Here is a 25,981-nt window from a genome sequence, read left to right on the forward strand (position 1 = left end):
CGCCAGCCACCTTGTCGGCCATGTCCTGTAGTTCTTTGTTTTTCATTGTCGATACCATGATTCATTAACTCCTCTAGGGTAATATGAATCACGGGGTTTACACAGTTAGTGGGACATTCTCCCCGCAACACGCGCGAGCTTGCGAGTCGCTGTACTTGCGATTGTTATGTGGGGCATTTCTAATCCTGCCTGCTTTTCCACTTAACCTTAAAGGCAAGCTTTTCTTTATCAAGCTTTATAAACTCGGAAGACTGGATCAAATCTCTAACTTCCTCTCTATATTTTGACACCTCATCAATTGAAATAAATATTTGTTTTTTAAAACCTGAATATATTTCAATTAAGCTCTCTACGGCAGGGATATCTAGATTTTTAAATAACAAGCTGTCGTGAATTATGCATGGCAAATGTGTTTTTTCTAGAAAAGTCAAATCTAGCGCAATCATATTGGCAAATCCTTTCCCCGTACCTCTATCATCTCCATGACTGAATTTATAATCCGTGCTATCCAATGACAATGTGGGCAGTATTGCTTTGTCGTGATATATTCTTTCGATGTATACCTTCATTCCAGAGTTTAAAGATTGTTCAATTTTACTGATTGAGCTTTCTATAGCTTTATTAATTTCCTCCTTGATCTGACGTATCTCTTCTTTTACTTTATCTGCTCTACTCCAATACTCATTTTGAGTTATCAGTTCCCTGTTAGAACGATCCAGCTCCATTAGCCTCTCTAGCAAATACACCGATTCCTCTTTCGAATCTACAATCTTCAGCAACTCTTTATCTAACCTTTCAATATCTGAATCTGCTGCTGATATACTTTCTAGTATCAGCTTTTTCTCTGCATTTAAGTGATTTTTCAGAATCTTAGTTATACCTTTATGGAATTCTTCAACTCTTTCTAATCTTTCTGAATCTATGTCAGGAAAAAACTCAGTAACCACCTGAAAGCTTTTACTCTTTCTTATCTTGCTACCATTTAAATTAGAATCTATTCTAGCTAATTGAACACTTAAAGAGTTTCGCTTTTCTAATAACTCATCTTTTTCTTTTTTTAGAGATATGTTTCTATCGTTAATAAGTGATTTAATATCAGTAACATTCTTCCTTAGCGAATGCTTTATCGCCTCAATCTCGGATGTCATGTGATCAATATAAGCGTTATTTTTCGTATACTGTGTTTTTGTAATCTTTCTTACTGCACCAGACCCGAAAGTTCCCTTAATGTCGCTTGATCTCTTAGTTTTTTCCGATTTCTCGCTCTCTAAGTTTGAAATCTTCCAATATTCCCCATATATCTTAAGGATTCTCTTTCTGATGCTATCCCAGTTATCTTTTTTTACGATATCCAACGGTCTTTTGTCATCATAGTTGTTTCTTTGATATATCCGAAAGAAACCACTCACACACTCACGAAATGAAATGTCTAGCTCATCAGGAAGGTACTTTTCTTTGAGAAAGCTAGTAAAATATTTTAACGTTTTCATCTCTTGATCTTCAACAAAATACACTGAATCTGGTTTTGAGGTATCTCTTATAAACGAGTGTTTCTTGTCAAATTCAAATTCAATCCCTACCTTGAAATCTCCTACATTCCTGGTTACATCATCACATTTAACAGGGAAATCATTACCGCCAAACGCGAAATCTATAAGCATGAGCACGGATGACTTACCAATAGAGTTTTGAGCGTCGTCCGCACCAACAACGGAATTTAAACCTTCCCCAAAGGTTATAGGAGTTTTGACGATTGCTTCACAGCTGATGGATTTAAGCAAGCTGAACTACCCCTTCTTTAATGTCAATTTTCCCTAACACATAGAGCATATCTAAAGCGTCAATATAAGAAGACAGGTCAGAGAACATTTTTTTATTTGTTTGATATAGTTCCACCAATTCAACAGGCGAATCCAATATCCCTAGTAATTGGCAAGCATTGTATAAGCTGCTTTCCTCAATGGAAATTGTTTTACTAGGCACTAACATTCTGAAAAAACCTCACAATTCTGTATGAAGTAAGAAACCAATACTTCAGCCTTGTCTCTTTCAGTAATCCCTGTGTTAGTCATAAACCACTTGCATAACTTTTCAAAAATCTCTTTTTGATCATAATTCTTCATTAATAGAAGTGTGTAATAACTTTTAACTTGAGAATAGATAAATGCTGACTTTGCTTTTTCTTGAAGTTCGAGCGACTTTAGTGACTCGCGTATAGGAACAAAGAAGTTCAAGACATACTGACTAACCTTCATTTCATTTATTATTCCAAAGGTGGCATCTGTTTTATCGCTTACTTTAAGAGCATCATAGGATAGCTTAGTGTTTGAGATGGATTTCTCATCCATCTCCCCTATTTTTGATGCAACTATAGATATGTCTCTATGGAGAGTTTGTGTATCCCAGGTCGCAGAAAGTTCTTTCGCTTTATTAATATTCTTCTTTATTGCTACTAGCTGCCTGTATTCTTCAGCGGTTTTTTGTGTGTCATAGATCTTGTGACAATTTTTGCACAAAGCCATAAAATTTGGCTCTGAATCAATGTCATCCGCCAATATTTCTTCATTAACTAAGATTTTTTTTCATGTTCTGTCGCATTTAAGGGATAAATATGAGCGACATCAAAAACTCTTACAGTTTTTCCAGACCTCTTAACTATCAAATCTCGGCTACACAGCGGGCACGCCCCTTGTACGTCGCACAAGAGACTCATCTTAACCGTATCGTTTACATCAGCTCTTTTTGCCTTCATTTATTCAAAGCCTTTGATTTAGATGACCCTATAGCATATAACGTCAAAAACAGCGGCAGCTTTAGCTGTCCGACTGATTTTTCTTGTTAGAGGCTTGCTCCTCGTCTTCACTCGAAACATCTACAAGCCCAATTAATGTTTTTCGTAATGCTTCTGGCCTGCCAGAATAAATCTGATAGCCTCCAATCATTAGTGACAAGAATACTGCAAATATAGATATCCAAAATGACATTTTTGAATCTGACAAGTATTCGTTAACTAGTAAATTCTTTTGATGCAGTTCATCAACAAGGTTGTTTATATCATTTTTAATTTTAGGATAAGTGCCTTCAGTTTTAATTCTGATATTCTCAAAATAGTCTTTTTGTCCGATTTGGAGTTTGTCGAAGGGATTTATTTCTTCATATTCCTTTATTAGAGGCTCAAGTTTTGGAAGGAGCTCTTTCTCATTTTTTATAAACGCCTGAACACGAACATCATCCAAAACAGAAGATAAAGCTATTGTTTTTGGATAATACGATGACTTCGATGAAAGAATAAGTTTAAGCTCACTTATCGTTGATTGATTTGCGAAGGATTGTTTAATTGCCCTTAAATCACCATTGTTACTAACAATAGTAACAATATCCCTTTGTAAGCTTTCTTTATCAATATACCTTCCATCTTCCAGTGATACTGTAACTAAAGAAAAAATTGCTGAAAATAGCCCGGCAGTTAGAGCCGCTAATACCCATGTGTAGCTTCTCTTTTTTGCCTCTAATCTTTGCAGCATAGCTTTTTGGTAGAGGAGCTCTCTATGTCTAAGTTTTTTAAACTCGCTGTAGCTTCTATTTTTATTCAACAACTCTTCATTTTCTTCGAATTCTTCTTTCGCTGACATGATATCTCTCGTGATTGCTCTCTAACAGTTTCTTCTGCCCAACGTTGGGCATATCCCGGAGCAATATAACCGGCTCCAGAATCTTAATTTTTATAAAATCAGGGAAATAACAAGGCGAGAGTAAAGATCAGCATCCATGTTAGGCATATCTTCCTGATACATATCATTTAACATTGCCAAAACAATATCTCTAACCTATTGAAATTACAAGGTATTTTAACGAAGTATTATAGCCTTAAAAATATATGTCCAACGAGTATCCAGATAAGGTGTGGCTGCAGACATGAACAGTTCAGTTAGACCATGCTCGATATTTCCGCTATCCAAGATTTTCATCTGACAATATTTGACGGAATTGAAGTCATTTGTATGCGGATTTTATTGCCCGTACACGCTTAATCTTGGCCGTATCTGAATAGGGTTAAATTACCCACATAGGTCATTCGTGAATAACATGAAGCCTCTGCATTTTTCGATTCTCTAAATTCTTCCTGCGCCTACACACGAAGTTAATCTGATTCACGATGATCGTGAGTGGCATACCATAGATTCGCTGCGTTCTTCTTGGATATGCAGGTCAATGGTTCCTACCAACAGATTGAACTAAATACCCTAAAGCCTACCTAAGACACACACGGGTCAAGATTGGCTACGGATCACTATGAACGTCGGATACAGCAAAGGTTATCGTTTGACTCAGTCGGCTTTATGGGTCGTCTTATGGGTTGCGATGGCAATGATCTTAACGACGCCAGCGGCTGTTGCTCAACAGTTGAAGAGCCCGGTTGAAATCATCACCGGGGAGCCAACACACCAAGTCTTTGACAGCGGTCGCGCCCAAGTCACCTTACTGGAACTTTTCAGCTCACAGGGCTGCAGCAGTTGCCCACCGGCGGAACGCTGGATATCTCAACTGAAAACCGATGATCGCCTTTGGTCTCACGTGGTGCCGGTGGTGTTTCATGTGGACTATTGGGATTATCTGGGTTGGCCTGACCCCTACGCTTCACTTCAGCATTCTCAGCGTCAGCGTCTGTACCAAATACACGGCCGCAGCAACGCGGTCTACACTCCGGGTTTTATGCTCTCGGGTAAGGAGTGGACGGGCTGGTTTCAGAACCCGGCATTGCCAGAGTTGCCGTCCGGCTCACCGGGCCAGCTGATCGTCAAACGGGACGGTCGAAACCTGGAAGCGCGTTTTACCAGTGATGGGGATTACCGGGCTTTGGTGCTGAATGTCGCCGTGCTGGGCTGTGATCTGGTGACCGAGATTAAAAAGGGCGAAAATTCCGGTCTGCTTATGGATCAGGATTTTGTGGTGTTGAGCCATCAGACCTACAAGTCCAGCGATGGAAGCTGGGATGTACACCTGCCAAAAACGAGTGTTGAGGGAACCCGGGCGGTGGCGTTTTGGGTCAGTGAAGCAATGGACCCTGTACCCATTCAGGCGACGGGCGGTTGGTTGCCGCCCTGATGCCAGCGCCAGCGGCGGTGGGCTTCACCGTCTGTGTTACCTGCCTTGCTTCAGTTTCAATTTCAGTTCAGGCCGGTTGAAACACGCCAAACGCCTCTTCAATGACCATGGCATGGCGCCGCGTCAACGCGTGACGATCGTCGTCATAGCCGCCTCCGATCACGGTGGCAACCGGCAGTCCTTTTTCGCGGCACAGTTCCAGAATCATCCGCTCGCGAGCCCGCAATCCGCCCAGACTGATGTTGAGCAGGCCCAGTGGGTCGCCTGCATAGACATCGACACCGGCATCATACAGCACCAGCGCAGGACGTGAGCGATCAACGGCGGTCAGAAAGGCTTTCCTGACGATGGCCAGGTATTCGTCGTCAGCCGTCCCTTTTGCGACTTCAACGTCCATATCACTGTGGGCTTTTTTCGCCGGAAAGTTCTTGTCGCAGTGCACCGAACAGGTGAAGACTTTGGGCTCATGCTGCAATATGTTGGCGGTGCCGTCACCCTGGTGAACGTCACAGTCAAAAATCAACACAGAGGCGGGCGCCAGCTGTGTTTTGCGTCCACTGTGGAGCAACCCCAGGGCGGCAATGGCCAGGTCGTTGAGAATGCAGAAGCCGGACGCTGCATCCCGGTGTGCGTGATGGGTTCCCCCGGCCAAGTGGCAGGCCACACCATGCTGCAAGGCCAGATTGGCGGTGAGAAAAGTGCCGTTGGGGGCGATCAGGGTTCGCTTCATTAACGCCGGTGACCAGGGCAGCCCCATACGACGCACTTCCTGCGGGGACTGGCGGTTGTGAATAAAGCGATCCAGATAGTCCGGGTCGTGGGCCAGCTGCAGCAACTCCTTCTTGGCCTTGCCCGGTCGCAGCGTGTTGTCTTTGGTGGCTAATCCTTTTTCCTGTAAATATTGGTGCAGCAGTCGAAACTTCTCCATGGGAAAACGGTGTTTTGCCGGGAAGTCGAAACTGTAATCCGGGTGTGTCACAAGGTGCAGTGTCATGATCGGGTTCTCTGATGTCGTGCCCTGAAGTTACCCCAGGCCCTGGCTGATGCCCTGGTACAAACCCACGCAGCTGATGATAAACAGCGTCGTGCCCAATACCCGAAAAAATACCGGAGTTTCGGCCGCCAGCATGCGCTGGTGAGCGCGCAATCCCAGCACGTGGCCAATGGCGGCGCAGGGCAGTAACCACAGGTGCTGAATCAGCTGTAAATCGATGCCGGCGTAAATGAAAGCCGCTAATTTAATGCCCACGAGAATCAACCAGAGGGCAAACAGTGTATCGCGAAGTTGATGTTTGGCAATGTGGTTGGCAAAGACGGCAATGACCAGGGGGGCACCTATCAGTGATGTGCCGCTGATGTATGCCCCCAGGACCAGAAATACAATATCCAGCCACCTGCTGTTGCTTTTAAAGGGTTTGTTGAAAATGTAGGTGAGTGAATACAGCCCGACAATTGTGAAAATGATGGCGCTCATGAGGGTGTTGGGGAGCACAATCAGGCCGAAGACTCCGACCAGTTTGGGGATGATCATAACCATCAGGGCGTATTTCAGGTAACCCCAGGCGATTGTGCCGTTGTGACTGCTGTCCTCGGAGCCTGCCTGACCAGAGTCGTGCGTGCCGGATCCAGTTAGGGGAGCCGGCTTGGTTTTTTTCCGCAACTGACGGTTGTTTTGCCAGACGGTCAGTGACGCAAAAACCAGCAGATGTACTGCAATGATGGGCAGGTAAACCAATGGCCGGTTATCCACCATCAGCAGAAAGGGCAGGGATAGCACGGCACCGCCAAATCCCAAGCCTGAGCGGACAAAGCCACTCCAGATGAAAATAAGCCCGATTAATATTAATTGAAAAAGAGACAGTTCACTCATACAGGCTCACACACGGGGTTGTAATTCGGTTAGGGACGATCGGGTTAACCCCTCGATCGTTTTAACATTCGGATGACGGATAAGGCCGTCGGTGGAAATTGACGTATAAAGTTTTCAGCTGACGGGTGAAGGTCGCCCGGGTAAGCTCCTCGTGGCCGGTTTATGGGCGGACGACAACCTCAAACATAAAGTTTACGTCAAGGCCTCTATTCGGACACTGGCACGGTGGGTTTCGCCTGCGGCCAATCGAAGGGCATTGTCTGCGGTATTGCCACGCTCGACACAGACAAACCCTTGGTGATTGCCTTCGCCCACATCGGCCATGCCGGCCGCGAGTTGGGGGCCCGGATTCCAGATAATGGCACTGCTGCAATCGTGGCCGGAAACCCGGAGGTGTTGAGTCTCGGTGATCAGATCCTGGTGCTTGGAGGTGGACACAAAAATACGATCCACTTCCCGGCCAAAAGTGATGTCGCCGGTTTGGGTGAAACGTGATTGTTGCCGGGTGTTGTCGAGGTATTCACAGCCGTCCAGCCCAGCGACACGTGCGGTAGCCAGGTTGTTGACAGGATGGTAACTGTGCAGCGCCCAGCTTAACGGTAGAGGGTGTGTTCCGTCATTGCTCACGACCAGTTGCAGATCAATGCGCTTGCTCAAGGTCATGGTCAATTCCGCGGTAAATTCGCCGGCAAACTGAGCTGGGTGTGATGTCCCGACCTGGAAACGCCAGGTGAGCTGGGTGGCACCGTCATCAAGGGCGTGAGCACGGGTTAACTGCCAAAGACTGTTCCTTGCAAAACCATGTTGGGGTTTTGAGGGATCGGTGGTGTGTGGGCCAAACCAGGGCAAACACACAGGGACTCCGCCGCGTATGGCTTTGCCGGTTTTGAAGATGGCTTGCGGGCTGAGCCACAGTAACGGCGTGCCATCAGCTTGCTCAAAGGTCAGTAACTGTGCCCCTTGAGGGGTGATGGTGGCTGTACAGTAGGGGTTTTTCACCGCAATGACCGCTAGAGAATCTTCATGATTCCGGTCTGGGAAGGCGTTATGGCTGTCGGTGAGAGTCAGGTGTGGGCAGTTTTCAACTGTTGCTGCAGTGGCGATGCCGGTTGTGTGCGTCATAGTCCATCCTTAAGTCAGGAAGGGATTTTAACAGCCGAGGTCAATTTTCGGGAGTCTAAAATGGATTCCGGCGAATACAGAATGACGACAGGGGCAGGGGGGTGGGAAATTCAGCGGGGCCTAGCGGGACTTGATGGTGGGCAGGGGGTTCATTTTATGGGGATGGGCTGCATACAAAACAGAATTCGATGGGGGGGGATGAGCCCTTATGAGCCCATACCGTCTCCTGTCTCCTGTCTCCTGTCTCCTGTCTGCGTGCTCTAGTCACGATTGTAGACATCGGGCTCTACATCCGGGCGTGGTTCGGTGTAGTTCAGTTTCAGGAGAAAATCCTGCTCTTTGCCCAGATAGATAATTACTCCACTTTTGCCTTCTTGCAGGTTATTAACCACTTCAAACTTTTTGGGCTGGAACAGTGTTGGCCACTCTATTTTCTGTTTGTCGGGCCGCCCCAATACGACAACTTCTTCCAGCTCGGAGTACTTGTTTTCAGGCAACGAAACTGAGATTTTTACCGTTTTGCCATCGTCAAGGTATTCGACGGACTCGACTCGCGCACCTGCATCCTTATCCTCATTGCCGACGATTGGCCGGAGTAGCTTGGTCTGAAGCTCATTCTTGCTTTGGATTTCAAGCGCCTTTTGGCGATCAATCTCAGTTTCCGACAAAGTCTCGGTTTCAGCGACCCCAAGCGCAGAAAAGCTGCTCAGCGTGAACGCTAAAACAACCAGCAGTATTTTTGTGCCAGCAGAGCAATGGGCTATAGAAAGTGAGGGGCGGAAAGGCGCAGTGAACTTTGGCATGGTGGTACAGATCCCTTTTTGGCTAAGTGACGGTTCCAGTCAAAGTATAGCAGCGTTGAGTTGTGGCGGGCCTTGAGGCGACCTTTAGGGGGATGCGTCAGGTTTGTTCCAGGGTCAGATCGGGTGATCACCGGGCTTGCAGTATCTATAAGCGTTGGGCAGTTTAGAGTGAATTATTCTAAGTTGTAGTGATCTTAATTGCGTACACTTTTGAGGAAGACGTTAAATTCCAACTCTTAAGGAGTGCACCATGCCCAGCATGACATTTCGATTTACAACAGAGTGCGAAATGACCCTGGAGGGTCAGAGTTACGAAGAGATTTATTTACAGTTTAAAGATTTTCAGCATGGTCTATCCCGGTCCAGTGAGTGTGGGCAGATCACAGTATGTCCTCCCGAGTCTGATCAGATGTATTTTGCCCTGGATGGGGATACCGAAATGACCGAGATCCCCTATTTCAAAGGGAGTTTCGAAGAGGATATTGCAAACCGTTGCCAGCGGGAAAGGTTGCGCCCGGTTCCCTCCAATATTGCTTCAGAATCATCAAAAATCAACTTGTCTCGCAAGGTTACCGACAAGATACCGGATGTCTATTGGTGATTGAGAGCTGTGACCGGGTGATTGAGAGGTGTGATCGGGTGATTGAATAGCGCGCAGGGGTAAAAATAAAGCGTTTTGCTGATCACCTGACCAAAAGCGAGGTTCTGTTCAGCGAACGGGGCCAAATCAGGGTATCCTTGACAGAGCTTTTGATGATACTTTTTAGCTCATCACCCGGTTTGGCCTTGTTGTTTTACTCTCTTTCATCACCTTCTCTTGTTGTGAGTAATGACAGCCAAAGGTTGAATATTCCTTTCAAGAGAGAATGCCCCATCCATGCGCAGTATGAGAACTGATGTCGCTATTGGCGATGTAAACTGGTCGACCCTCAAAACCCTGATTCCCTACCTGATTGAATTCAAAGCGCGCATGGCCATGGCTCTGCTGTGTTTGGTGATGGCCAAGGTTGCCGGTGTGGGTTTGCCGTTTATTCTGAAATACATCGTGGACGATCTGGATCAAAAGTCGGATGTCGGAGCTTTGGTGGCGCTGCCCCTAGGGTTACTGCTGGCTTATGGCGTTGTGCGTTTTTCAAACGTACTGTTCGGTGAGTTGCGCGATACCTTGTTTGGGCGCATCACGGAGCGGGCCATGCGCCGGGTCGGGTTGAAGGTGTTCAGGCACTTACATGCCCTGGATCTGGATTTTCACCTGAATCGGCGGACGGGGGGACTGTCGCGGGATATTGAACGGGGTACCAATGGCATCGCGTTTTTGCTGCGTTTTATGGTCTTTAACATTGTGCCGACACTGCTCGAAATTGGTCTGGTCATTGGCATTCTTTTGTGGAATTACCAGTTCTGGTATGCCGTGATTGTCGGCGTTTCAGTTATTTGTTATGTGGCTTACTCGGTGATGGCGACGGAATGGCGAACCCGCTTTGTCCGTGAAGCCAACATGGCCGAATCGCAAAGCAGTACACGCGCAATTGACAGTTTACTGAACTATGAGACCGTTAAGTACTTCACTAACGAGGATTATGAAGCTCACCATTACGATGTCGAACTGGCAGGATGGGAAGAGGCGCGGCGCAAAAACAGGCTGTCCCTGTTTGCGTTAAACGGCGGCCAGTCGTTTGTGATTGCCGCGGCCATGACTTCTGCCATGGTGTTGGCTGCGGTGGATGTCACTCAGGGTGTCATGACCCTGGGTGACTTTGTGTTGATTAATGCGTTTATGATGCAGATCTTTATGCCCCTCAATTTTCTCGGTTTTGTGTATCGGGAAATGAAAGGCTCGATGGCCAATATTGAAAATATGTTCTCGCTGTTAGGGGTTGATCCGAAAGTTAAAGATCGTGAAAACGCGCCCCCCCTTCAGGTTCGGGCTGGGGAAATTGAGTTCCGGAATGTTTGTTTTCATTACCACCCAGATCGAGCTATCTTAAAGGGGGTCAGTTTTACTGTGCCAGCCAAGCAGAAGGTGGCGGTTGTGGGCAGCAGCGGGGCAGGCAAATCCACCTTGGCGAAAATGCTTTTTCGTTTTTACGATGTAGATGATGGGGCGGTTTTGATTGATGGACAGGATGTGCGCTCGGTCACCCAGGCCTCTCTGCGCGGGGCGATTGGGGTTGTCCCTCAGGATACCGTGTTATTCAACACCACCATATTTGAAAATGTTCGCTACGGGCGAATAGAGGCCACGGATGACGATGTCTGGGAAGCCATTCGTTTGGCCCATCTGGAAGCGTTTGTTCAACAGCTGCCCAAAAAAGAACAAACGCTGGTAGGAGAGCGAGGGTTGAAACTGTCGGGCGGTGAAAAGCAAAGGGTAGCCATTGCCCGAACGATTTTGAAGCGCCCGCCGATTATGGTGTTTGATGAGGCCACCTCTTCATTGGACAGCCGTTCCGAGCGGACTATTTTACAAGCCATCTCTGAAATTTCACGTCAACAAACCAGCCTGGTGATTGCCCACCGTTTATCCACGGTCATTGATGCGGATAAAATCGTGGTGCTGGATCAGGGGCAGGTGGTAGAGCAGGGGCGTCACGATGAGCTATTGCAGCTCGATGGTCACTATGCGCATCTTTGGAAAATTCAGCAACAGAAGCCTGCCGGGCCCGGATTGGTGGAGCTACCGTCAACCTCAAGCGTGTAGCCGATTCCCGTTGAAGGTATCTGGTTTTATGGGAGGGCTTCTGGTCAGGGCGACAGGGGCTTATACAGGGTCTCTTCAGGGGCTATACAAGGCCTCTTCAGGGGCTATATAGGGCCTCTTCAGGGGCTATATAGGGCCTCTACAGGCCCTGTCAGGCTTTTCAAGAATCGGTAGCCGCCGAATGGCTCTCTTCCGTATCGAAAATAATGTCCAGATCGTGTTCCTCAACCCAGTCCTGCAAACGCTGCATGGCTCTCAGTAGGTTGTTCAGGTCTTGATCAATATGCTCGGTTTCCCCTTTTATCAGCAGCCCGTCGAGGGTGGCGCTGGCTTTACGCAGTTCGGGTACACCGCAGTAACAACAGCCGCCATATAGGCGATGTACTCTTTCTTGCAATTCTGGCCAGTTTCTTTGTTGGTATAGGCGAGAGATGTGATCAGCTTCCGTGGCCAGCTCTGCCGTTAACTTGGAAAGCATATCCCGGGCTAAAACTTTTATGCCATTACTCAACCGCAAGGCTTCTTGCAGGTTCATCACCCGGCTTAACGGGGGTTGGCCGACCAGAGGGTGTTCATCTCTAATCGGGTGTGGTGCACTGCTGCCCGACAGTGGCAGACCCAGCCAGTGTTTCAGTATATGGGCCAGTTGCTCCTCGGAAACCGGTTTGCTGACGCAGTCGTCCATTCCGGCCTTTAATATTTTGGCCCTTTGCTCGTTAATGTTATGGGCGGTTAACGCAATAATGGGAACGTGGTAGCCCAACGTTTCCTGCTTACGGATGTTTTTGGTCGTTTCAATGCCGTCCATTTTAGGCATCTGCACATCCATAAAGATCAAGTCCACATTGTGAGCATTGAGGATATTGATGGCATCCATGCCGCTGCTGGCTTCCATGACATTGACCCCCAGGCTTTGCAAGAAAGTACTGACCAGTTGTAAGTTCGCCGGATTGTCGTCAACCACAAGGACATCGGCCAGAAATGTCTGGAAAGGCTGTGGCTCGGTTGCTTCCGCTTGGTCGGTCACCAGTGCGTCCTGCAGTACCCGTTGTAGATGATCTTTTGACAGAGGTAAAAACAGTAAACTGATGTCTGCGTTTTGCAGCGAGTCATCATAGGCGAGGTCACTGTCCGGCAAAGCCGTGACGAATATGGGCAAGGCGGGGTGTAGCTTGGTCAACTCGCAAAGTGAGGCAGTCGTACCACGGTTGTTCGAGGGCATAATAAAAGCGAAGTCTGGCGCAGTTGACGGTTTTTCATCCAGGTATTGCTGCAGAGCTTCGATTGATGAGAACGCTTGACTGGTAACCCCCCACAGATGGAAATACTCTTCCAGTTGCTGTTGGATGAGTGGGTTCTCAATATAGCAAGCGGCATACTTTCCTTGTAACCCTGAGGGACGAGCTTCGATGATATTTTGCTGCAGGGGCAGTGGCAGGGTGAACCAGACCGTTGTGCCTTGATCCAAAGTGCTTTCTATTGTTATTTCCCCCCTCATTTTTTCAACCAGGCCTTTGGCGATGGCTAATCCCAGGCCGGTGCCACCTCGCAAGCGACTGTCTGATGAATCCGCTTGCTTGAATGCTTCAAATAAGGAGTCTTTCTGTTTGGGATCAATGCCGATGCCGGAATCGCTAACGCTTATTTTTAATTTGGCAGAGCGAATATCCTTAGAGATCACTTCGGAGTGGACCAGAATATCGCCTTCATCGGAAAACTTGATGGCGTTACTGACCAGGTTAATGAGAACCTGTTTCAGCCGTAAAGGATCTCCCAGTAATTGCTGGGGGACTTCCGGTTCGCTGGTGGCAATCAGATATAATTGTTTTTCACTGGCCGTGGGAGCCAGAATCTGTAAGGTTTCTTCGATCACCTGGCGAAGGTTTAATGGGGCGCGATCAAGGGTGAGCTCGTCTTCCTCCAGGCGGGAAAAATCCAGAATGTCATTGATGATGGTCAGCAACCCCTGGGAGGAGTGGGCAATGGTGCGCAGATATTCCCGTTGCTGTGTGGTTAAGGGGCTTTTTAGTAACAGGTTGGTAAAGCCCAGAATGCCATTGATGGGGGTGCGGATTTCGTGGGTTGTGTTGGCCAGAAATTCGGATTTTGCCCGGCTGCCGGCAACCGCATTTTTACGGGCAATATCCAGTTCAATGGATTGAATTTCGACAGTTTCCAGGGTTTCCTGCAAATCCGACGTGGCTTGTTCCACTTGTTGACGAATGTTGTCCTGGGTTTGCTGAAGGCTTTTGCCGACTTCGTTGGTGCTGTGCGCCAAATTTTGCAATTCCGTACAGCCAGCAATGGGGACGCGGCTTTCAAACTTTCCCCGGCTATAGTCCTGCAGCGTGCGCTGTACGTTATAAAGGGGAACTTCGATGCTGCGGGTTAAGCGCCAGGCCAATACCATCAGCAGGGTTGAAGCCGTCAGCAGGCCCAGCAGAATTAATGTCAAACCCTGATATTGGTGAATGCTGAGAGCGGTTTCATTGATGGAGACGACGATCCAGCCGCGATGGATCGTGTTATTCGTGCCGACCCCTTCTACGATGGGGGCGCTGTAATAGAAGTTGCTGTGGCCAGACCAGTAGTAGGGTTCGTCGGTTAAATGGCCGGGAATGTCTGCATTGGGTCGCTGACCGTGCTTGAGGATAAACTCGCCTTCCGGGCTAACCAGGTAGATACCGCGTATATCGGGCATCTCCAGCAGGTCGCCAAAGCTCTCGGATATATGCTTGGAATTGTTTTGAATAAGAGAGTGCTGGGTCAAACTGACCAGCCAGCGGGTCGCGAGCTGGTTTTGCTCGTGCTCCAGTTCCCGGTTTTCTATCAGCTGGATGATTGTAAAGCCCAGTGCGATGAGGATAATGCACACCAACACCGGCAACACACTCAGTTGCTGGATTCGAAACGCCAAACTCTGTGATGTCGTGGGCAATTGCACCTGGAAACTCCTGTATGGGGGTACTCAGCACTACCTGGGCTGAGTATGGGGATCGTTTGCGGCTATCCTTGGCCCAGCTAATTGCAGGTTTCACCATACCATAATCGGCGCTAAAATAGAGCGACTGCATTATTGAGACAAAGGCCGATCATCGGTTTTAAAGGATCCTATGAATTACCCCACTATTGAGTCTTGCATTGGCCAAACTCCACTGGTGCGCTTGCAGCGCCTGCCTGGCAACACCACGAACACCATTTTAGTGAAGCTGGAGGGAAATAATCCAGCAGGATCAGTGAAAGACCGTCCAGCGTTGTCGATGATTGAGCGAGCCGAAGCCCGGGGCGATATTCGTCCCGGTGACACCTTGATTGAGGCCACCAGTGGCAATACCGGTATTGCTCTGGCCATGGCTGCGGCGATCAAAGGTTATCGCATGGTGCTTATCATGCCGGACAACATGACTTCAGAGCGTAAAGCGGCAATGACCGCCTACGGGGCGGAATTGATTCTGGTTACCCAGGCTCAGGGCATGGAGGGCGCCAGGGATTTGGCAAAAACCATGGAAGCGAATGGCGAGGGCACGGTGTTGGACCAATTCGGCAATGGCGATAATCCGCTAGCGCATTATTACAGTACCGGCCCGGAGATCTGGCAGCAAACCGGGGGGGAAATCACGCATTTTGTCAGTTCAATGGGCACCACCGGTACCATCATGGGGACCTCTCAGTATCTTAAAGAGCAGAATCAAAACATTGAAATTGTTGGTTTACAGCCGGAAGATGGCGCCAGTATCCCAGGAATACGCCGTTGGCCGAAAGAGTATTTGCCGAGTATTTTTGATGAAACCCGTGTCGATCGGGTGATCAACATGGGACAGGTTGAAGCGGAAGAGACCATGCGGGCTCTGGCTCAGAAGGAAGGTATCTTCTGTGGAGTGTCCAGCGGTGGTGCGGTTGCCGGCGCTTTGCGCTTGAGTCGGGAGCTGGAGAACGCGGTCATCGTCGCCATCATTTGTGATCGTGGTGATCGCTATTTATCTTCCGGTTTGTACGGTTAATAGAACGCATGTCCGTGGCCCACATGAGCCGTTGCACAGCGCCTGTGTCATAACTGTGTCATGTTGTCGCCAGAGCTGTGGATGCCTGCGTGGTTGACGCCGGGCTTCAGAGCTGATGTCCTGAGGAACTGGACGCTAGATGATCGTCCAGTTTGCCTTTCCATATTTTTACTTTTCTCTCCTGGTACTGTCCGCTATGGCACGACTCTTTAAACCCCGTTTGTTTAAGCCCCTAAAGGGTAAGCGCGCTTCCAGCGAGACAACACCGACCGAGCTGTATGTGGAAGATTTGGCTCACGACGGTCGCGGTGTTGCCCGCCACGAGGGAAAAACGGTATTTGTGGCCGGTGGCCTCCCGGGGGAGCGTGTTCTGGTCTCCCATTACCGTCGTCAAAAGCGCTTCAGTGAGTGCGAGGCTAAAACCATTGAGCAGGCTTCCCAGCACAGAGTGGAACCGCAGTGCCCACACTTTCAAGAGTGTGGGGGGTGCCAATTGCAGCACTTCTCCGCTGATCAACAAATACACTATAAGCAACAGGCGCTGCTGACGTTGTTAAAACGACAGCACAAAATTGAACCAAATGAGGTGCTGGGGCCTATAAGATCCCCCGCTTATGGCTATCGCTCCCGCGTTCGGCTGGGGGTCGACCGTGAACGGCGCCTGGCATTTCGGGAGCAGGGCAGTGACCGGTTGGTGCCTATTGGCCAATGCGAGGTGTTGGATGCCTCGTTGACGTCTATAATTCCGTTGTTGCAGGCATGGTTGACCGCTCTACCAGAGAAGGCCGGCGTAACTCATGTCGAACTCATCTCCGCGAACGATGAAAAGGGGCGGCCGGCACCTTCAGCGTTGATCAGGCACGTCAAGGCTTTACCGGAAGCGGCATTGGAGTTGTTGGAGCAAATCCCTGGCTTGAGGCACTGTTGGCTGCAAGCGGAGAAAAACGGAATTTTGTCGGATACCCGAGGCCAGCCGGCAGATCCATGTCTGTACCTTGAGTTGCCAGGGGAATCCATAAAACTGGCATTTCATCCTCAAGACTTTACTCAGGTGAACCCTCAAGTGAACCAGGCCATGGTCGCACAGGCGATGGACTGGCTGGATTTGACCGATTCTGACCGGGTTGTGGACTTGTTTTGTGGCATAGGTAACTTTACCCTGCCAATTGCTCGTCGGTGCCAAAAAGTAATCGGTATTGAAGGTGTCGAGTCCATGGTGGTGCGCGGGCACGAAAATAGTGCATTAAACCATGTGGCTCAGTGTGAGTTTCAGGCACTGGATCTGGATACTCAGGCTTTGGCTGCACTTTTACGTCGCGAGCAGGCGAATAAATTGTTGTTGGATCCGCCACGCGCTGGTGCAAAATTTGTTTGTGAACAAATTAAAGATTCTGGCGTCGAAAGGTTGGTTTACGTGTCCTGTAACCCTGCCAGCTTCTCTCGGGATGCGGCAATTTTGGTGGAATCAGGCTTTGCCCTGATCTCCCTCAGAGCATTGGACATGTTTCCTCAAACAGCTCATATGGAAACAATGGCATTGTTTGTGCGTGTGCAGGCGGCAACTCGCTAGGCATGGGCTTATTGAGTGAGCTTTACGCACATTTGTGCCAAATTGAACGGAACTGGCTCGATTAGATTATGGTTAAAGTAAGAGAAGATCATCCGGTTAAGGATGACGGAAAAGTGGATATTGAAGCGTGGTTGCACCGCTTAATAGATACCCATTCATTGAAGGATATTGATCTGCCAGCGTTACAAAGAGCTTGCGAAGTCAGCTTGAAAGCTGAAGAAATGGCGATTGCCAATGACAATATTTGGGCGGAAGGTGCCAGCAGCTTTAGAACGGGCCTGGAAATGGCCGAAATTTTGGCGGACCTGCAGCTCGACGGTGAGACCCTGCAGGCCGCTATCCTGTATCGTGCGGTACGTGAAAACAAAATCCCCCTCAAAGACGTCGAAGAACAGTTTGGTGAAACCGTTGCCAAATTGATCAAAGGCGTTATCCGCATGGCTGCCATCAGCACCCAGCGCAATGACTCTGATGAGAGCGTATTAGGTTCTCCTTCCCAGGAGCAGTCGGACAATGTCCGCAAGATGCTGGTGGCGATGGTGGACGATGTTCGTATCGCCCTGGTAAAGCTGGCGGAAAGAACCTGTGCCATCCGTGCAGTGAAAGATATCGATGAGAAAAAGCGCAGGCTTGTCGCCAAGGAAGTGGCTGAAATCTATGCCCCTCTGGCGCATCGATTGGGAATTGGGCACATTAAATGGGAATTGGAAGACCTCTCTTTTCGCTACCTGGAGCCGGATGATTACATGAGCATCGCCCGGCTTTTGGATGAACGCCGCCTCGATCGGCAGCACTTCATTGAAAACGTCATCGATATACTTGAAGGCGAGATGAAGAGCGCGAATATCAAGGCGGATATTAGCGGCCGAGCCAAGCATATTTACAGTATTTGGCGCAAAATGCGCCGCAAGGACATCGGTTTCTCGCAGGTTTATGACATTCGGGCTGTGCGTATTCTGGTGCCTACCGTTCGTGATTGTTACGCGGTACTGGGCATCGTGCACAGTCTCTGGCGTAATATTCCCAATGAATTTGATGATTACATCGCCTCGCCGAAAGAAAATGGTTACCGCTCCTTGCACACGGCGGTAATCGGGCCCGACCGGAAAGTCCTGGAAGTACAGATTCGCACTCGGGACATGCACGAGGAAGCGGAGTACGGGGTATGCGCACACTGGCGCTACAAGGGCACAGATGGGCAGGGCAGTGAAGACAGCTATGAGCAAAAAATTGCCTGGCTGCGGCAGGTTCTGGAATGGCACGAAGAGCTGGGTGGGCATCCGCTTGAGGATGATTTGTCGGCAGGGATTGAGCAGGACCGCGTCTACGTGTTTACCCCGGAAGGCCACATTATCGATTTCCCTCAGGGGGCCACGCCTTTGGATTTTGCTTATCGTGTGCACACTGAAATTGGGCATCGCTGCCGCGGGGCCAAGGTAAACGGCCGAATTGTTCCGCTCAACTACGCCTTAAAAACCGCAGATGAAGTGGAGATCCTGACCGGCAAGCATGAATCCCCCAGCCGGGATTGGATGTCGCCAGCACTGGGTTATTTAAAAACCGGTCGTGCCCGTGCGAAAGTGCAGCAATGGTTCAAATTGCAGGCTCGGGACCAGAATATTGCTGAAGGCCGTGCGGTTCTCGATAAGGAATTCCGCCGTTTGGCGATGGACGAACTGGATTACGATGAGCTCGCTCGCAAGCTGAACCTGGTCGGTTTGGATGATCTCTATGCGGCCGTCGGTGCCAGCGACATTGGTGTCGGACACGTGGTCAATGCAGCCCAGAAACTGCTGTCGAAAAACGCCACTGCCGAGCCGGTTATCAGTCTGGTCGGGCGCGCAACTCATGAACACAGTAATTCTGACCTGTTTATTGACGGTGTGGGTAATCTGCTGACCCACATCGCGGGATGCTGTCACCCGGTTCCCGGGGATGCCATTATGGGGTATATCACCCTGGGGCGGGGCGTTTCCATTCATCGCCAGGACTGCCACAATATTTTGCAGTTACAAACTGATGAGCCTGAACGTATCATTAAAGTCGATTGGGGTGAGGCTCCTCAGAGTGTGTATCCGGTTGATGTGATGATTGAGGCTTTTGACCGCCACGGTTTGTTGCGGGATATCACGGCATTGCTGGACTCTGAACACATAAACATTAGTGCGATGCAGACCCTTTCGGATAAACGCAAGAACACGGTGGACATGTTGGTGACGATTGAAATCAGCAGTTTCACAGAGCTAAGTCGTGTACTGAGCCGTTTGAATCAGCTGCCTAACGTTGCTTCCGCACGCCGAAAGCACAGTTGATCCGCGTAATGTCTGCCTATTGCTGAACCGTGACCGGACGAGCTGCCGGTCATGGTTCAAGCCCGGTTTTCCAGGAGAAATCTCCGTGATTGATTCACGCAATGACACATTCAAAAAAGACAATGAGTTAACCTCTGAAGGTCTCAACTCATCATGTCTTAACCCTCAAGCTCTTAACTACACACTGGACGACTTAAAGGAATTAATGCGTCGCTTGCGCGAACCGGGGACCGGGTGTCCGTGGGATCTGGAGCAGACTTACAAGTCGGTTGCGCCCTCTACGCTTGAAGAAGCCTATGAAGTTGTGGATGCAATCGAGAGGGAAAGTTACGGTCATCTTAAGGAGGAGCTGGGTGACCTGCTGTTTCAGGTGATTTTTTACAGCCAAATTGCAGCGGAAGAAAAACGTTTTCAGTTTGATGATGTCGTCTCGGAAGTCGTGGCCAAGTTGATTCGCCGTCACCCACATGTTTTCCCTGAAAACACGCTGGAAAGCCGAATTGACCCTGTCAACCGACATCGTGATGAGGGGCGAATCAAACAGCGCTGGGAAGAATTGAAGCGCGAAGAGCGCGAGGCCAAGGGGCAGGGGGGGCTGCTGGACGATATCCCCTTGAATTTCCCCGCCTTGACGCGTGCTGCCAAGTTGCAAAAGCGGGCATCATCATCTGGCTTTGACTGGCCCTCCATGAAGGGTGTAATTGAGAAGCTCGAAGAAGAGCTGGCAGAAGTCAAAGAGGCTTTGGCAGGCGGGGATGAGGCGGCAATTCAAGATGAGTTGGGTGATCTGTTGTTTTGCGCAGTTAACGTGTGTCGTCATGCCAAGGTGGATTCCGAGAGTGCATTAAGGGGCACTAACGCCAAGTTTGAGCAGCGCTTCCGATACATCGAGGAGCAATTGGCACAGCAGGGCAGCACCCCCCAGGAAGCATCGCTTGAATTGATGGATGCTCTCTGGGATCAGGCAAAGCTGACGCTAAAGTGACGGCCGTTTGAGCGTCGCCGCTACTTGGCGGCTGTGTTTTCACCCTTGCTGGTATTTTGCTGGGTTAGGTCATGCTTCAGCTTGCTTTGGAATTCCTTGCTCAAACTTAAAAAACGAGGGGTAAGGCCGCTATCCTCGTAAATTTCATCTCCCCATTCATCGGTTGCTATGACACGGCTGCCCTTTTCATAAGGCAGTGACTGCTCCATGTCGCGCAGCGCAGCCGACAACAGGTCGCGTAAAATTTCAGCACGATCCAGGCGTGGGTAAGTTTGATATAGGCGTTCCAGTAACTCACGATCTACAACAGGGATGGCTAGGTCATAGGGTTTTAGTGTCAAGTCACCTTGACCAAACTGCCTCCACTTCTCTGTTAATTCAATAAAAGGTTCCATGGCCTTCTATTTACCTCCTGCTCTCATTGTAAAGTCAACGATCCTGGTGGCTTTTAATATAATGTGGCTTTTAATATTAAGTGGCTTCCAAGATTAACCTGCCCTGGCGTGCCCTCTTTTGGCGCACCGTTCTACCTAATGCTCCCTAGTTCCCACTGGGGGAGAGATATTATTCAGTGCGTGATGCAGCAGTGCGGTAATGATGCTCTCAGTCGTGTGATGTGGGTGAAGCTCTACCAGTGCGGCTATTTTAGCGGCATCTTCGAGGGGTAGAGGAGTTGAGCAGCAGACTTCCGTCTGCCGGGAAGAGGGATTGTTCAGTTCTTTGATCAAGTCTTGGGCATTCATACTTACCTCTAATGCAATAATGCTGCCAATACTATAAGAGACAGGCGTTTATCTGAATTGAACCCTTGCTATTGAGTACCCAGATCGCCTCGCTGGTGTGACTGAGTTTGCCGTCCAGCTCTCGGTTGCCTCTGTTTAGTCTGCTTCTGTAGTCCATGTGAGTCGTTTCATTGAATAGTCCACTTGAAACGTTCAGCACTGTGCTTGCGAAACAAGGGGGCGGCTTAAGTTTTCTGGTCTCCCTGTATAAGTTATAGCCCACCTTTGCTGAATGAAGGGTGAAAAGGCAGCAATAAAAAGGGGCAGGTGTCCAGTTTGACCGGCCTGCTAGACCATAGTCTAAGGTGAGTATGGGAAAGTCATTATAAATCAAGTGCTTAGAGTGCTGCAGGCAGAGGGTAAGTGTTTGTCCTCTTGAGATTGGGGGGGGTAGCGTGTATGGTAGGCCCTTTTTTTAGACCCTCTTCTCTCTGTTAGAATCTGCGATACGTCAGCCGCTCCATTGCTGTGCCATCAGCAACGGTACCGGTCTGCTGCAAACAGGTCGTCCCTGAGAGTTGAACAATTAGGAGCTAATCCCCTTATGCGTATTATCTTGTTGGGTGCACCTGGTGCAGGTAAAGGTACACAGGCCCAGTTTATTATGGAAAAGTACGGTATACCGCAGATTTCTACTGGCGATATGCTACGTGCTGCAGTAAAAGCTGGCACCCCTTTGGGGCTTCAGGCAAAAGATATTATGGCTTCCGGAGGCTTGGTGTCCGATGACCTGATCATTGCTTTGGTAAAAGATCGAATTGCTCAGGAGGATTGTGCAAAGGGCTTCCTGTTTGACGGTTTCCCCCGGACCATTCCTCAAGCTGAAGCTTTGCAGGAAGCCGGTGTTGATATTGATCATGTTCTTGAGATCAATGTGGATGATGAAGAGATTGTGAGTCGTATGAGTGGCCGTCGTGTACATCCGGCTTCCGGTCGTACCTACCATGTGGTCTACAACCCACCTAAAGTAGAAGGTAAGGATAACGAAACGGGTGAAGATCTGATTCAGCGTGAAGATGATCATGAAGAAACCGTTCGCAAGCGTTTGGCTATCTACCATGAGCAAACTAAACCGTTGGTCGGTTTCTACCAGAAACTGGCTGAAAATGGCGATAAGGGACCGAAATACACTCGCATTGAAGGCGTGGGTGAGTTGTCCGATATCAAAGCCAAAGTTTATGACGTTTTAGGCTAATCCTTGCTTTGAGACCGTTGAGCAGCTTCTTTATATAAGACGCTGGTTAACCGAAAAAGTATGTAAAATAGGCCCCTTTTAGGGGCCTATTTTTTTTGCCTGCATTTTTCGTATAAAGCTACTGTGTCTGGAAGGGGGTTGACGGCAGTCATCGTCTTTCTCATCTGGCTGCAGGTTGCCAAACCAGAATGTTACTTAAACGAAGGGGAATTGGTGAATGTCATCGAATCACAGAGGTAAGCTTGGAGTCATCTTAATGAATCTGGGGACGCCTGCTAAGCCAACCGCGAAAGAAGTGCGGCGCTTCCTGGCTGAGTTTTTGGGTGATCGAAGGGTGGTGGAGTTGCCTCGAGCTTTGTGGTGGCCAATTCTTTACGGAATTATTCTGCCATTCCGAGCTCCCAGGGTGGCCAAATTGTACGAGGAAATTTGGCAGGCGGAAGGATCACCGCTGAAGGTTATTACTGAAAAGCAGGCTTTAGCGCTTCAGTCGAAGTTTGATAAGCAAGAGGTGCTAGTAACTTACGCAATGACTTACGGGAATCCCAAAATGGAGCAGCGTGTTGCCGAATTGGAGGCTGAGGGCGTGGATAGTATCCTGGTGCTTCCTTTATATCCCCAATATTCGGCCACCACTACCGCGGCAATATACGACCAATACGCGGATTTGATCTCTCGTCAGCGCAACATCAGTAATGTCAAAATCCATAAATGCTATTTTGACCGGGAAGATTACGTTATGGCATTAGCGCAATCAATCAAGACCCATTGGCAGACGAATGAGCCTCCCGAAAAACTGCTTTTTTCTTTTCACGGTATCCCCAGGTTGTTTGTTGAGCGTGGCGATCCTTATGAGAAGCATTGCCTGGCAACAGCCGAGATGGTGGCTCGTCTGTTGGAGCTTGATGAATCACGCTGGCAGGTGAGTTTTCAATCCCGCTTGGGTAAGGCTGAGTGGTTAACACCTTACACCGACCTGCAATTGGAGCAGTGGGGAAAAGAGGGTATTGAGAGTGTCGATGTTATTTGCCCGGCGTTCTCGGCAGACTGCTTAGAGACTTTAGAGGAGATCGACGGAGAAAACCGGCAGATTTTTCTCGCCTCCGGCGGTCAGCGGTTTGGGTATATTCCCTGTTTAAATGATTTGCCTGCACATACAGATATGATGGCGAACATCGTGAATGAATACCGGCCCAAACCCTAAATCTTTCGAAAAAGATGAGAATTAACAGAAGGCAGCGTTTTTTCGTCGCTTGCCTTCCTTTAATTGGAAAGGGTGAGGTGCCGAAACAGGCACCTTTTAACCCAACGCACTTGCCAGCCAATCCGTCTTCCTAATACATTATCCGCCTTCCTAATAAATCCGGTGTCAGGATTTTGGCTGCAATTGTCTCAAGCCTGAGTATTCTTTTTTTAATCCACACCCGTTTCAGTGGAAAGGTTTTCAGCTTTCAGAATGCGGTTGTTGCCTCGTTGGTTTGGGTGAAAGCAGCCCTTAAATTATCTTGAATGAAAAACGAAAGACCTTTCTGGAATTCCTTACATATTTCTCAAAAATTCAAAAAACGATCCCTTAAGGGCTTTGATGTGCTCGAAAATGGAAAAAAACATCAAATAAATGAATTTTTATGGAAAAAAAACAGGACAAAGGGTGCAAAAGTTTGGTTTTTTAAATAATATTCTTGACGACGTCTTTGGCGTTTAATATTTGTGCTATGGTTCAATGTGTTAGTGGTACGGCATCATTTAATGTTGAGGAGAATTAAAGATGGCAAGAGTAGCAAAAGCAAAAGCAAAAAAGGCACCGGCGAAACGCCGTGCTCCAGCCAAAAAAGCAGTAGCAACTAAAGCTAAAGCGGAAGTAGCAGCAGTTGTAAAAGCCCAGGAAGCTTTGAGCAAATTGCAAAAAGAAATCCAGGCTCAAGCTAAAGCTCAGGCAGCAGCTCGTAAAAAAGCTGCGGCAGCCAAAGCTAAAGCGGCTAAGTCGAAAAAAGCGGCTGATAAACGTTCAGCAGACTCTGCAGCTAACGCTGCGGCCAAGTTGGGCGCCAAAGTGAAAGATCTGCGTGGCAAAGCCGCTGACAGCAAGCTGACTCTGGCTAAAGCCAAGAGTGTAGCGACTGCCAAGGCAGCAGAAGATGCAGTAATTGCAAAAGCTGATACCATGGCGTCGGATCTGGCTACTAAGGCTGAAGCGGATCTGGCTAAAGCTGTTAAAGCTTTCGAAGCTAAGTGGAAAAAGCAACGTTCTGCCGCTGATGCCAAGAAAGTCGCTGCCGCCAAGAAGAAGGCAATGGCAAAAGCTAAAGCTGTAGCTAAAAAAGCTTCTGACAAAGCCAAAGCGGCTGAGAAAAAAGCTGCTGTTAAAGCTAAAGCCGCTGCCAAAAAAGCCGCTGCCAAAGCTAAAGTAGCTGCCAAAAAAGCCGCTGTTAAGGCGAAAGTAGCTGCTAAGAAGGCAGAAGCCAAGGCCAAAGCCGCTGAGAAGAAAGCAGCAGCTAAAGCCAAAGCCGCTGAAAAGAAAGCTGCCGCAGCCGCCAAGAAGAAAGCTGCTCCAAAGAAGAAAAAGGCCGCTCCCAAGCGTAAGGCAGCAGCTAAGAAAGCAACCAAGAAAGCCGCAAAGAAGTAATTTTCGGTCTAGAGCAGGCTAAGCTCCCGTGTTAAGGGGGCCGCCCCGGCTTGCAGGTGCTTGAAAGCCCCATAAAAACCCCGTTACGGAAACGTCGCGGGGTTTTTTGTGCCCTCTGGCTGTTGTCTCCGCATGAAATCTGACAAAATGCGGCTTCTTTACGCACCCTGTCTGAGGTTTTGAAGGCATGAATACCATTTTGGCTGTTGATACGTCCTGCGATGCCTGCTCCATCGCATTGTTAAAGGATGGAATCGCTCATGCTGAGTTTATCCAGGCTCCTCGTGAGCACACCCAGCGGCTTTTACCCATGATTGATGCACTTTTGCAAAATCATTCGATGACGGTGTCTGATTTGGATGCCATTGCCTATGGGCGTGGGCCGGGATCGTTTACCGGCCTGAGAATCTGTTTGAGTGTTGTCCAGGGCCTGGGGTTTGCTTCCGATACGCCGCTCATTCCCGTTTCAACACTGCAAACTATGGCTGTCGGAGCGGCTGTTACACACGATCTGGAAGAGGGGGGGCATATTCTAGTGGCATTGGATGCCCGGATGGAGGAGGTCTATTGGGCGCTTTTTCAGTTTGAAGCAGGAAACGTTAATCCGGTTTCTGATGAATTTGTCTGCTCTCCCAACGATGTGTTGAGTTTTCCATTATTGAGCGAAATAGATAAACAGGCGTTGATTAAGGTTGGAGCGGGTTGTCACTATCCTGCTATATCAAAGATTCCGGCCCAGCTTGAAGATCAAAACCTGCTGCCACGGGCAGAAAATATGTTACACCTGGCTGAAATGGCGATAAGTCAGGGCAAGGTCGTTAAGGCGGAAGACGCACAGCCTGTTTATCTCAGGGACAGTGTCGCGTGGAAAAAGCGCCAGCGTATACGCTCGTAGCCAGAGTGAGCTC

At 48.8% G+C, this 25,981-nt stretch carries 21 protein-coding genes; 11 read left to right on the forward strand and 10 right to left on the reverse strand.

From position 1 onward, the window contains the following. Nucleotides 1-179: 179 nt before the first annotated feature. The 4 genes from G8770_RS15950 to G8770_RS15965 all read right to left on the reverse strand — a co-directional run bounded on the left by G8770_RS15950 (nt 180) and on the right by G8770_RS15965 (nt 3,632). Nucleotides 180-1,781, reverse strand: coding sequence for a DUF2326 domain-containing protein (locus G8770_RS15950; RefSeq protein ID WP_167188997.1), 1,602 nt, complete (start codon nt 1,779-1,781; stop codon nt 180-182). Next, nucleotides 1,774-1,989 (reverse strand): ABC-three component system middle component 7, encoded by a 216-nt coding sequence (locus tag G8770_RS15955; protein WP_167189000.1) that lies wholly within the window; start codon nt 1,987-1,989, stop codon nt 1,774-1,776. Before G8770_RS15955 ends, G8770_RS15950 begins: the two co-directional genes overlap by 8 nt. Then, the gene (locus tag G8770_RS15960; protein WP_167189003.1) at nt 1,983-2,555 is read right to left on the reverse strand and encodes an ABC-three component system protein; all 573 of its coding nucleotides are present in this window, start codon (nt 2,553-2,555) and stop codon (nt 1,983-1,985) included. Before G8770_RS15960 ends, G8770_RS15955 begins: the two co-directional genes overlap by 7 nt. 258 nt (nt 2,556-2,813) lie before the next feature. After that, complete coding sequence (locus G8770_RS15965; RefSeq protein WP_167189006.1) at nt 2,814-3,632, reverse strand: hypothetical protein; 819 nt, start codon at nt 3,630-3,632, stop codon at nt 2,814-2,816. Nucleotides 3,633-4,293: 661 nt separating this feature from the next. On the opposite strand from G8770_RS15965, the gene G8770_RS15970 reads away from it, so the two are divergent. Further along, nucleotides 4,294-5,106 (forward strand): DUF1223 domain-containing protein, encoded by an 813-nt coding sequence (locus G8770_RS15970; protein ID WP_167189008.1) that lies wholly within the window; start codon nt 4,294-4,296, stop codon nt 5,104-5,106. Nucleotides 5,107-5,173: 67 nt separating this feature from the next. Here the strand turns inward: G8770_RS15970 and G8770_RS15975 are convergent, their stop codons facing one another. The 4 genes from G8770_RS15975 to G8770_RS15990 all read right to left on the reverse strand — a co-directional run bounded on the left by G8770_RS15975 (nt 5,174) and on the right by G8770_RS15990 (nt 8,901). After that, the gene (locus G8770_RS15975) at nt 5,174-6,100 is read right to left on the reverse strand and encodes a histone deacetylase family protein (RefSeq protein WP_167189011.1); all 927 of its coding nucleotides are present in this window, start codon (nt 6,098-6,100) and stop codon (nt 5,174-5,176) included. Between the two features lie 30 nt (nt 6,101-6,130). Next, nucleotides 6,131-6,976, reverse strand: coding sequence for a TSUP family transporter (locus tag G8770_RS15980; protein ID WP_167189014.1), 846 nt, complete (start codon nt 6,974-6,976; stop codon nt 6,131-6,133). 192 nt (nt 6,977-7,168) lie between these two features. Next, nucleotides 7,169-8,098 (reverse strand): D-hexose-6-phosphate mutarotase, encoded by a 930-nt coding sequence (locus G8770_RS15985; RefSeq protein ID WP_167189017.1) that lies wholly within the window; start codon nt 8,096-8,098, stop codon nt 7,169-7,171. Nucleotides 8,099-8,358: 260 nt separating this feature from the next. After that, complete coding sequence (locus G8770_RS15990; protein ID WP_167189020.1) at nt 8,359-8,901, reverse strand: hypothetical protein; 543 nt, start codon at nt 8,899-8,901, stop codon at nt 8,359-8,361. Nucleotides 8,902-9,151: 250 nt separating this feature from the next. Between G8770_RS15990 and G8770_RS15995 the strand changes: the two genes are divergently transcribed. Both G8770_RS15995 and G8770_RS16000 read left to right on the forward strand, forming a co-directional pair. Next, the gene (locus G8770_RS15995) at nt 9,152-9,502 is read left to right on the forward strand and encodes a hypothetical protein (protein WP_167189023.1); all 351 of its coding nucleotides are present in this window, start codon (nt 9,152-9,154) and stop codon (nt 9,500-9,502) included. Between the two features lie 276 nt (nt 9,503-9,778). Then, nucleotides 9,779-11,602 carry an ABCB family ABC transporter ATP-binding protein/permease gene (locus G8770_RS16000; protein ID WP_167189026.1) on the forward strand — a complete coding sequence of 608 codons (1,824 nt, stop codon included), beginning with the start codon at nt 9,779-9,781 and terminating at the stop codon, nt 11,600-11,602. 160 nt (nt 11,603-11,762) lie between these two features. On the opposite strand, the gene G8770_RS16005 is transcribed toward G8770_RS16000, so the two are convergent. Beyond that, on the reverse strand, nt 11,763-14,546 hold the full coding sequence (locus tag G8770_RS16005) for a response regulator (protein ID WP_167189029.1): 2,784 nt from the start codon (nt 14,544-14,546) through the stop codon (nt 11,763-11,765). A gap of 169 nt (nt 14,547-14,715) precedes the next feature. Here G8770_RS16005 and cysM point away from each other — a divergent pair, with 169 nt between their 5' ends. The 4 genes from cysM (at nt 14,716) to mazG (ending at nt 20,470) form a co-directional block, all read left to right on the forward strand. Continuing rightward, entirely contained in the window at nt 14,716-15,603 is an 888-nt protein-coding gene (gene cysM, locus G8770_RS16010; protein WP_167189032.1) for a cysteine synthase CysM, read from the forward strand. A 196-nt stretch (nt 15,604-15,799) separates the two neighbouring features. Beyond that, nucleotides 15,800-17,173, forward strand: a complete 1,374-nt coding sequence (rlmD, locus tag G8770_RS16015; RefSeq protein WP_167189035.1) for a 23S rRNA (uracil(1939)-C(5))-methyltransferase RlmD — start codon at nt 15,800-15,802, stop codon at nt 17,171-17,173. A gap of 68 nt (nt 17,174-17,241) precedes the next feature. Next, complete coding sequence (gene relA, locus G8770_RS16020) at nt 17,242-19,485, forward strand: GTP diphosphokinase (RefSeq protein WP_167189038.1); 2,244 nt, start codon at nt 17,242-17,244, stop codon at nt 19,483-19,485. 184 nt (nt 19,486-19,669) lie between these two features. After that, nucleotides 19,670-20,470 carry a nucleoside triphosphate pyrophosphohydrolase gene (gene mazG / locus G8770_RS16025; RefSeq protein WP_279537179.1) on the forward strand — a complete coding sequence of 267 codons (801 nt, stop codon included), beginning with the start codon at nt 19,670-19,672 and terminating at the stop codon, nt 20,468-20,470. Between the two features lie 20 nt (nt 20,471-20,490). Here mazG and G8770_RS16030 read toward each other — a convergent pair whose 3' ends face one another. Beyond that, nucleotides 20,491-20,865 (reverse strand): pilin assembly protein, encoded by a 375-nt coding sequence (locus G8770_RS16030; protein ID WP_208022307.1) that lies wholly within the window; start codon nt 20,863-20,865, stop codon nt 20,491-20,493. 931 nt (nt 20,866-21,796) lie between these two features. Here G8770_RS16030 and adk point away from each other — a divergent pair. The 4 genes from adk (at nt 21,797) to tsaB (ending at nt 25,968) form a co-directional block, all read left to right on the forward strand. Further along, the gene (gene adk, locus G8770_RS16035) at nt 21,797-22,447 is read left to right on the forward strand and encodes an adenylate kinase (RefSeq protein ID WP_167189041.1); all 651 of its coding nucleotides are present in this window, start codon (nt 21,797-21,799) and stop codon (nt 22,445-22,447) included. A gap of 217 nt (nt 22,448-22,664) precedes the next feature. Next, nucleotides 22,665-23,651, forward strand: coding sequence for a ferrochelatase (hemH, locus tag G8770_RS16040; protein ID WP_167189044.1), 987 nt, complete (start codon nt 22,665-22,667; stop codon nt 23,649-23,651). Nucleotides 23,652-24,215: 564 nt separating this feature from the next. Next, nucleotides 24,216-25,073 (forward strand): hypothetical protein, encoded by an 858-nt coding sequence (locus tag G8770_RS16045; RefSeq protein ID WP_167189047.1) that lies wholly within the window; start codon nt 24,216-24,218, stop codon nt 25,071-25,073. 187 nt (nt 25,074-25,260) lie between these two features. After that, a complete protein-coding gene (gene tsaB, locus G8770_RS16050; protein WP_167189050.1) occupies nt 25,261-25,968 on the forward strand; it encodes a tRNA (adenosine(37)-N6)-threonylcarbamoyltransferase complex dimerization subunit type 1 TsaB in 708 nt (235 codons plus the stop codon). Nucleotides 25,969-25,981 lie beyond the last annotated feature (13 nt).

The sequence above is a fragment of the Pseudomaricurvus hydrocarbonicus genome (genome assembly GCF_011602365.1).
GTDB lineage: Bacteria > Pseudomonadota > Gammaproteobacteria > Pseudomonadales > Cellvibrionaceae > Pseudomaricurvus > Pseudomaricurvus hydrocarbonicus.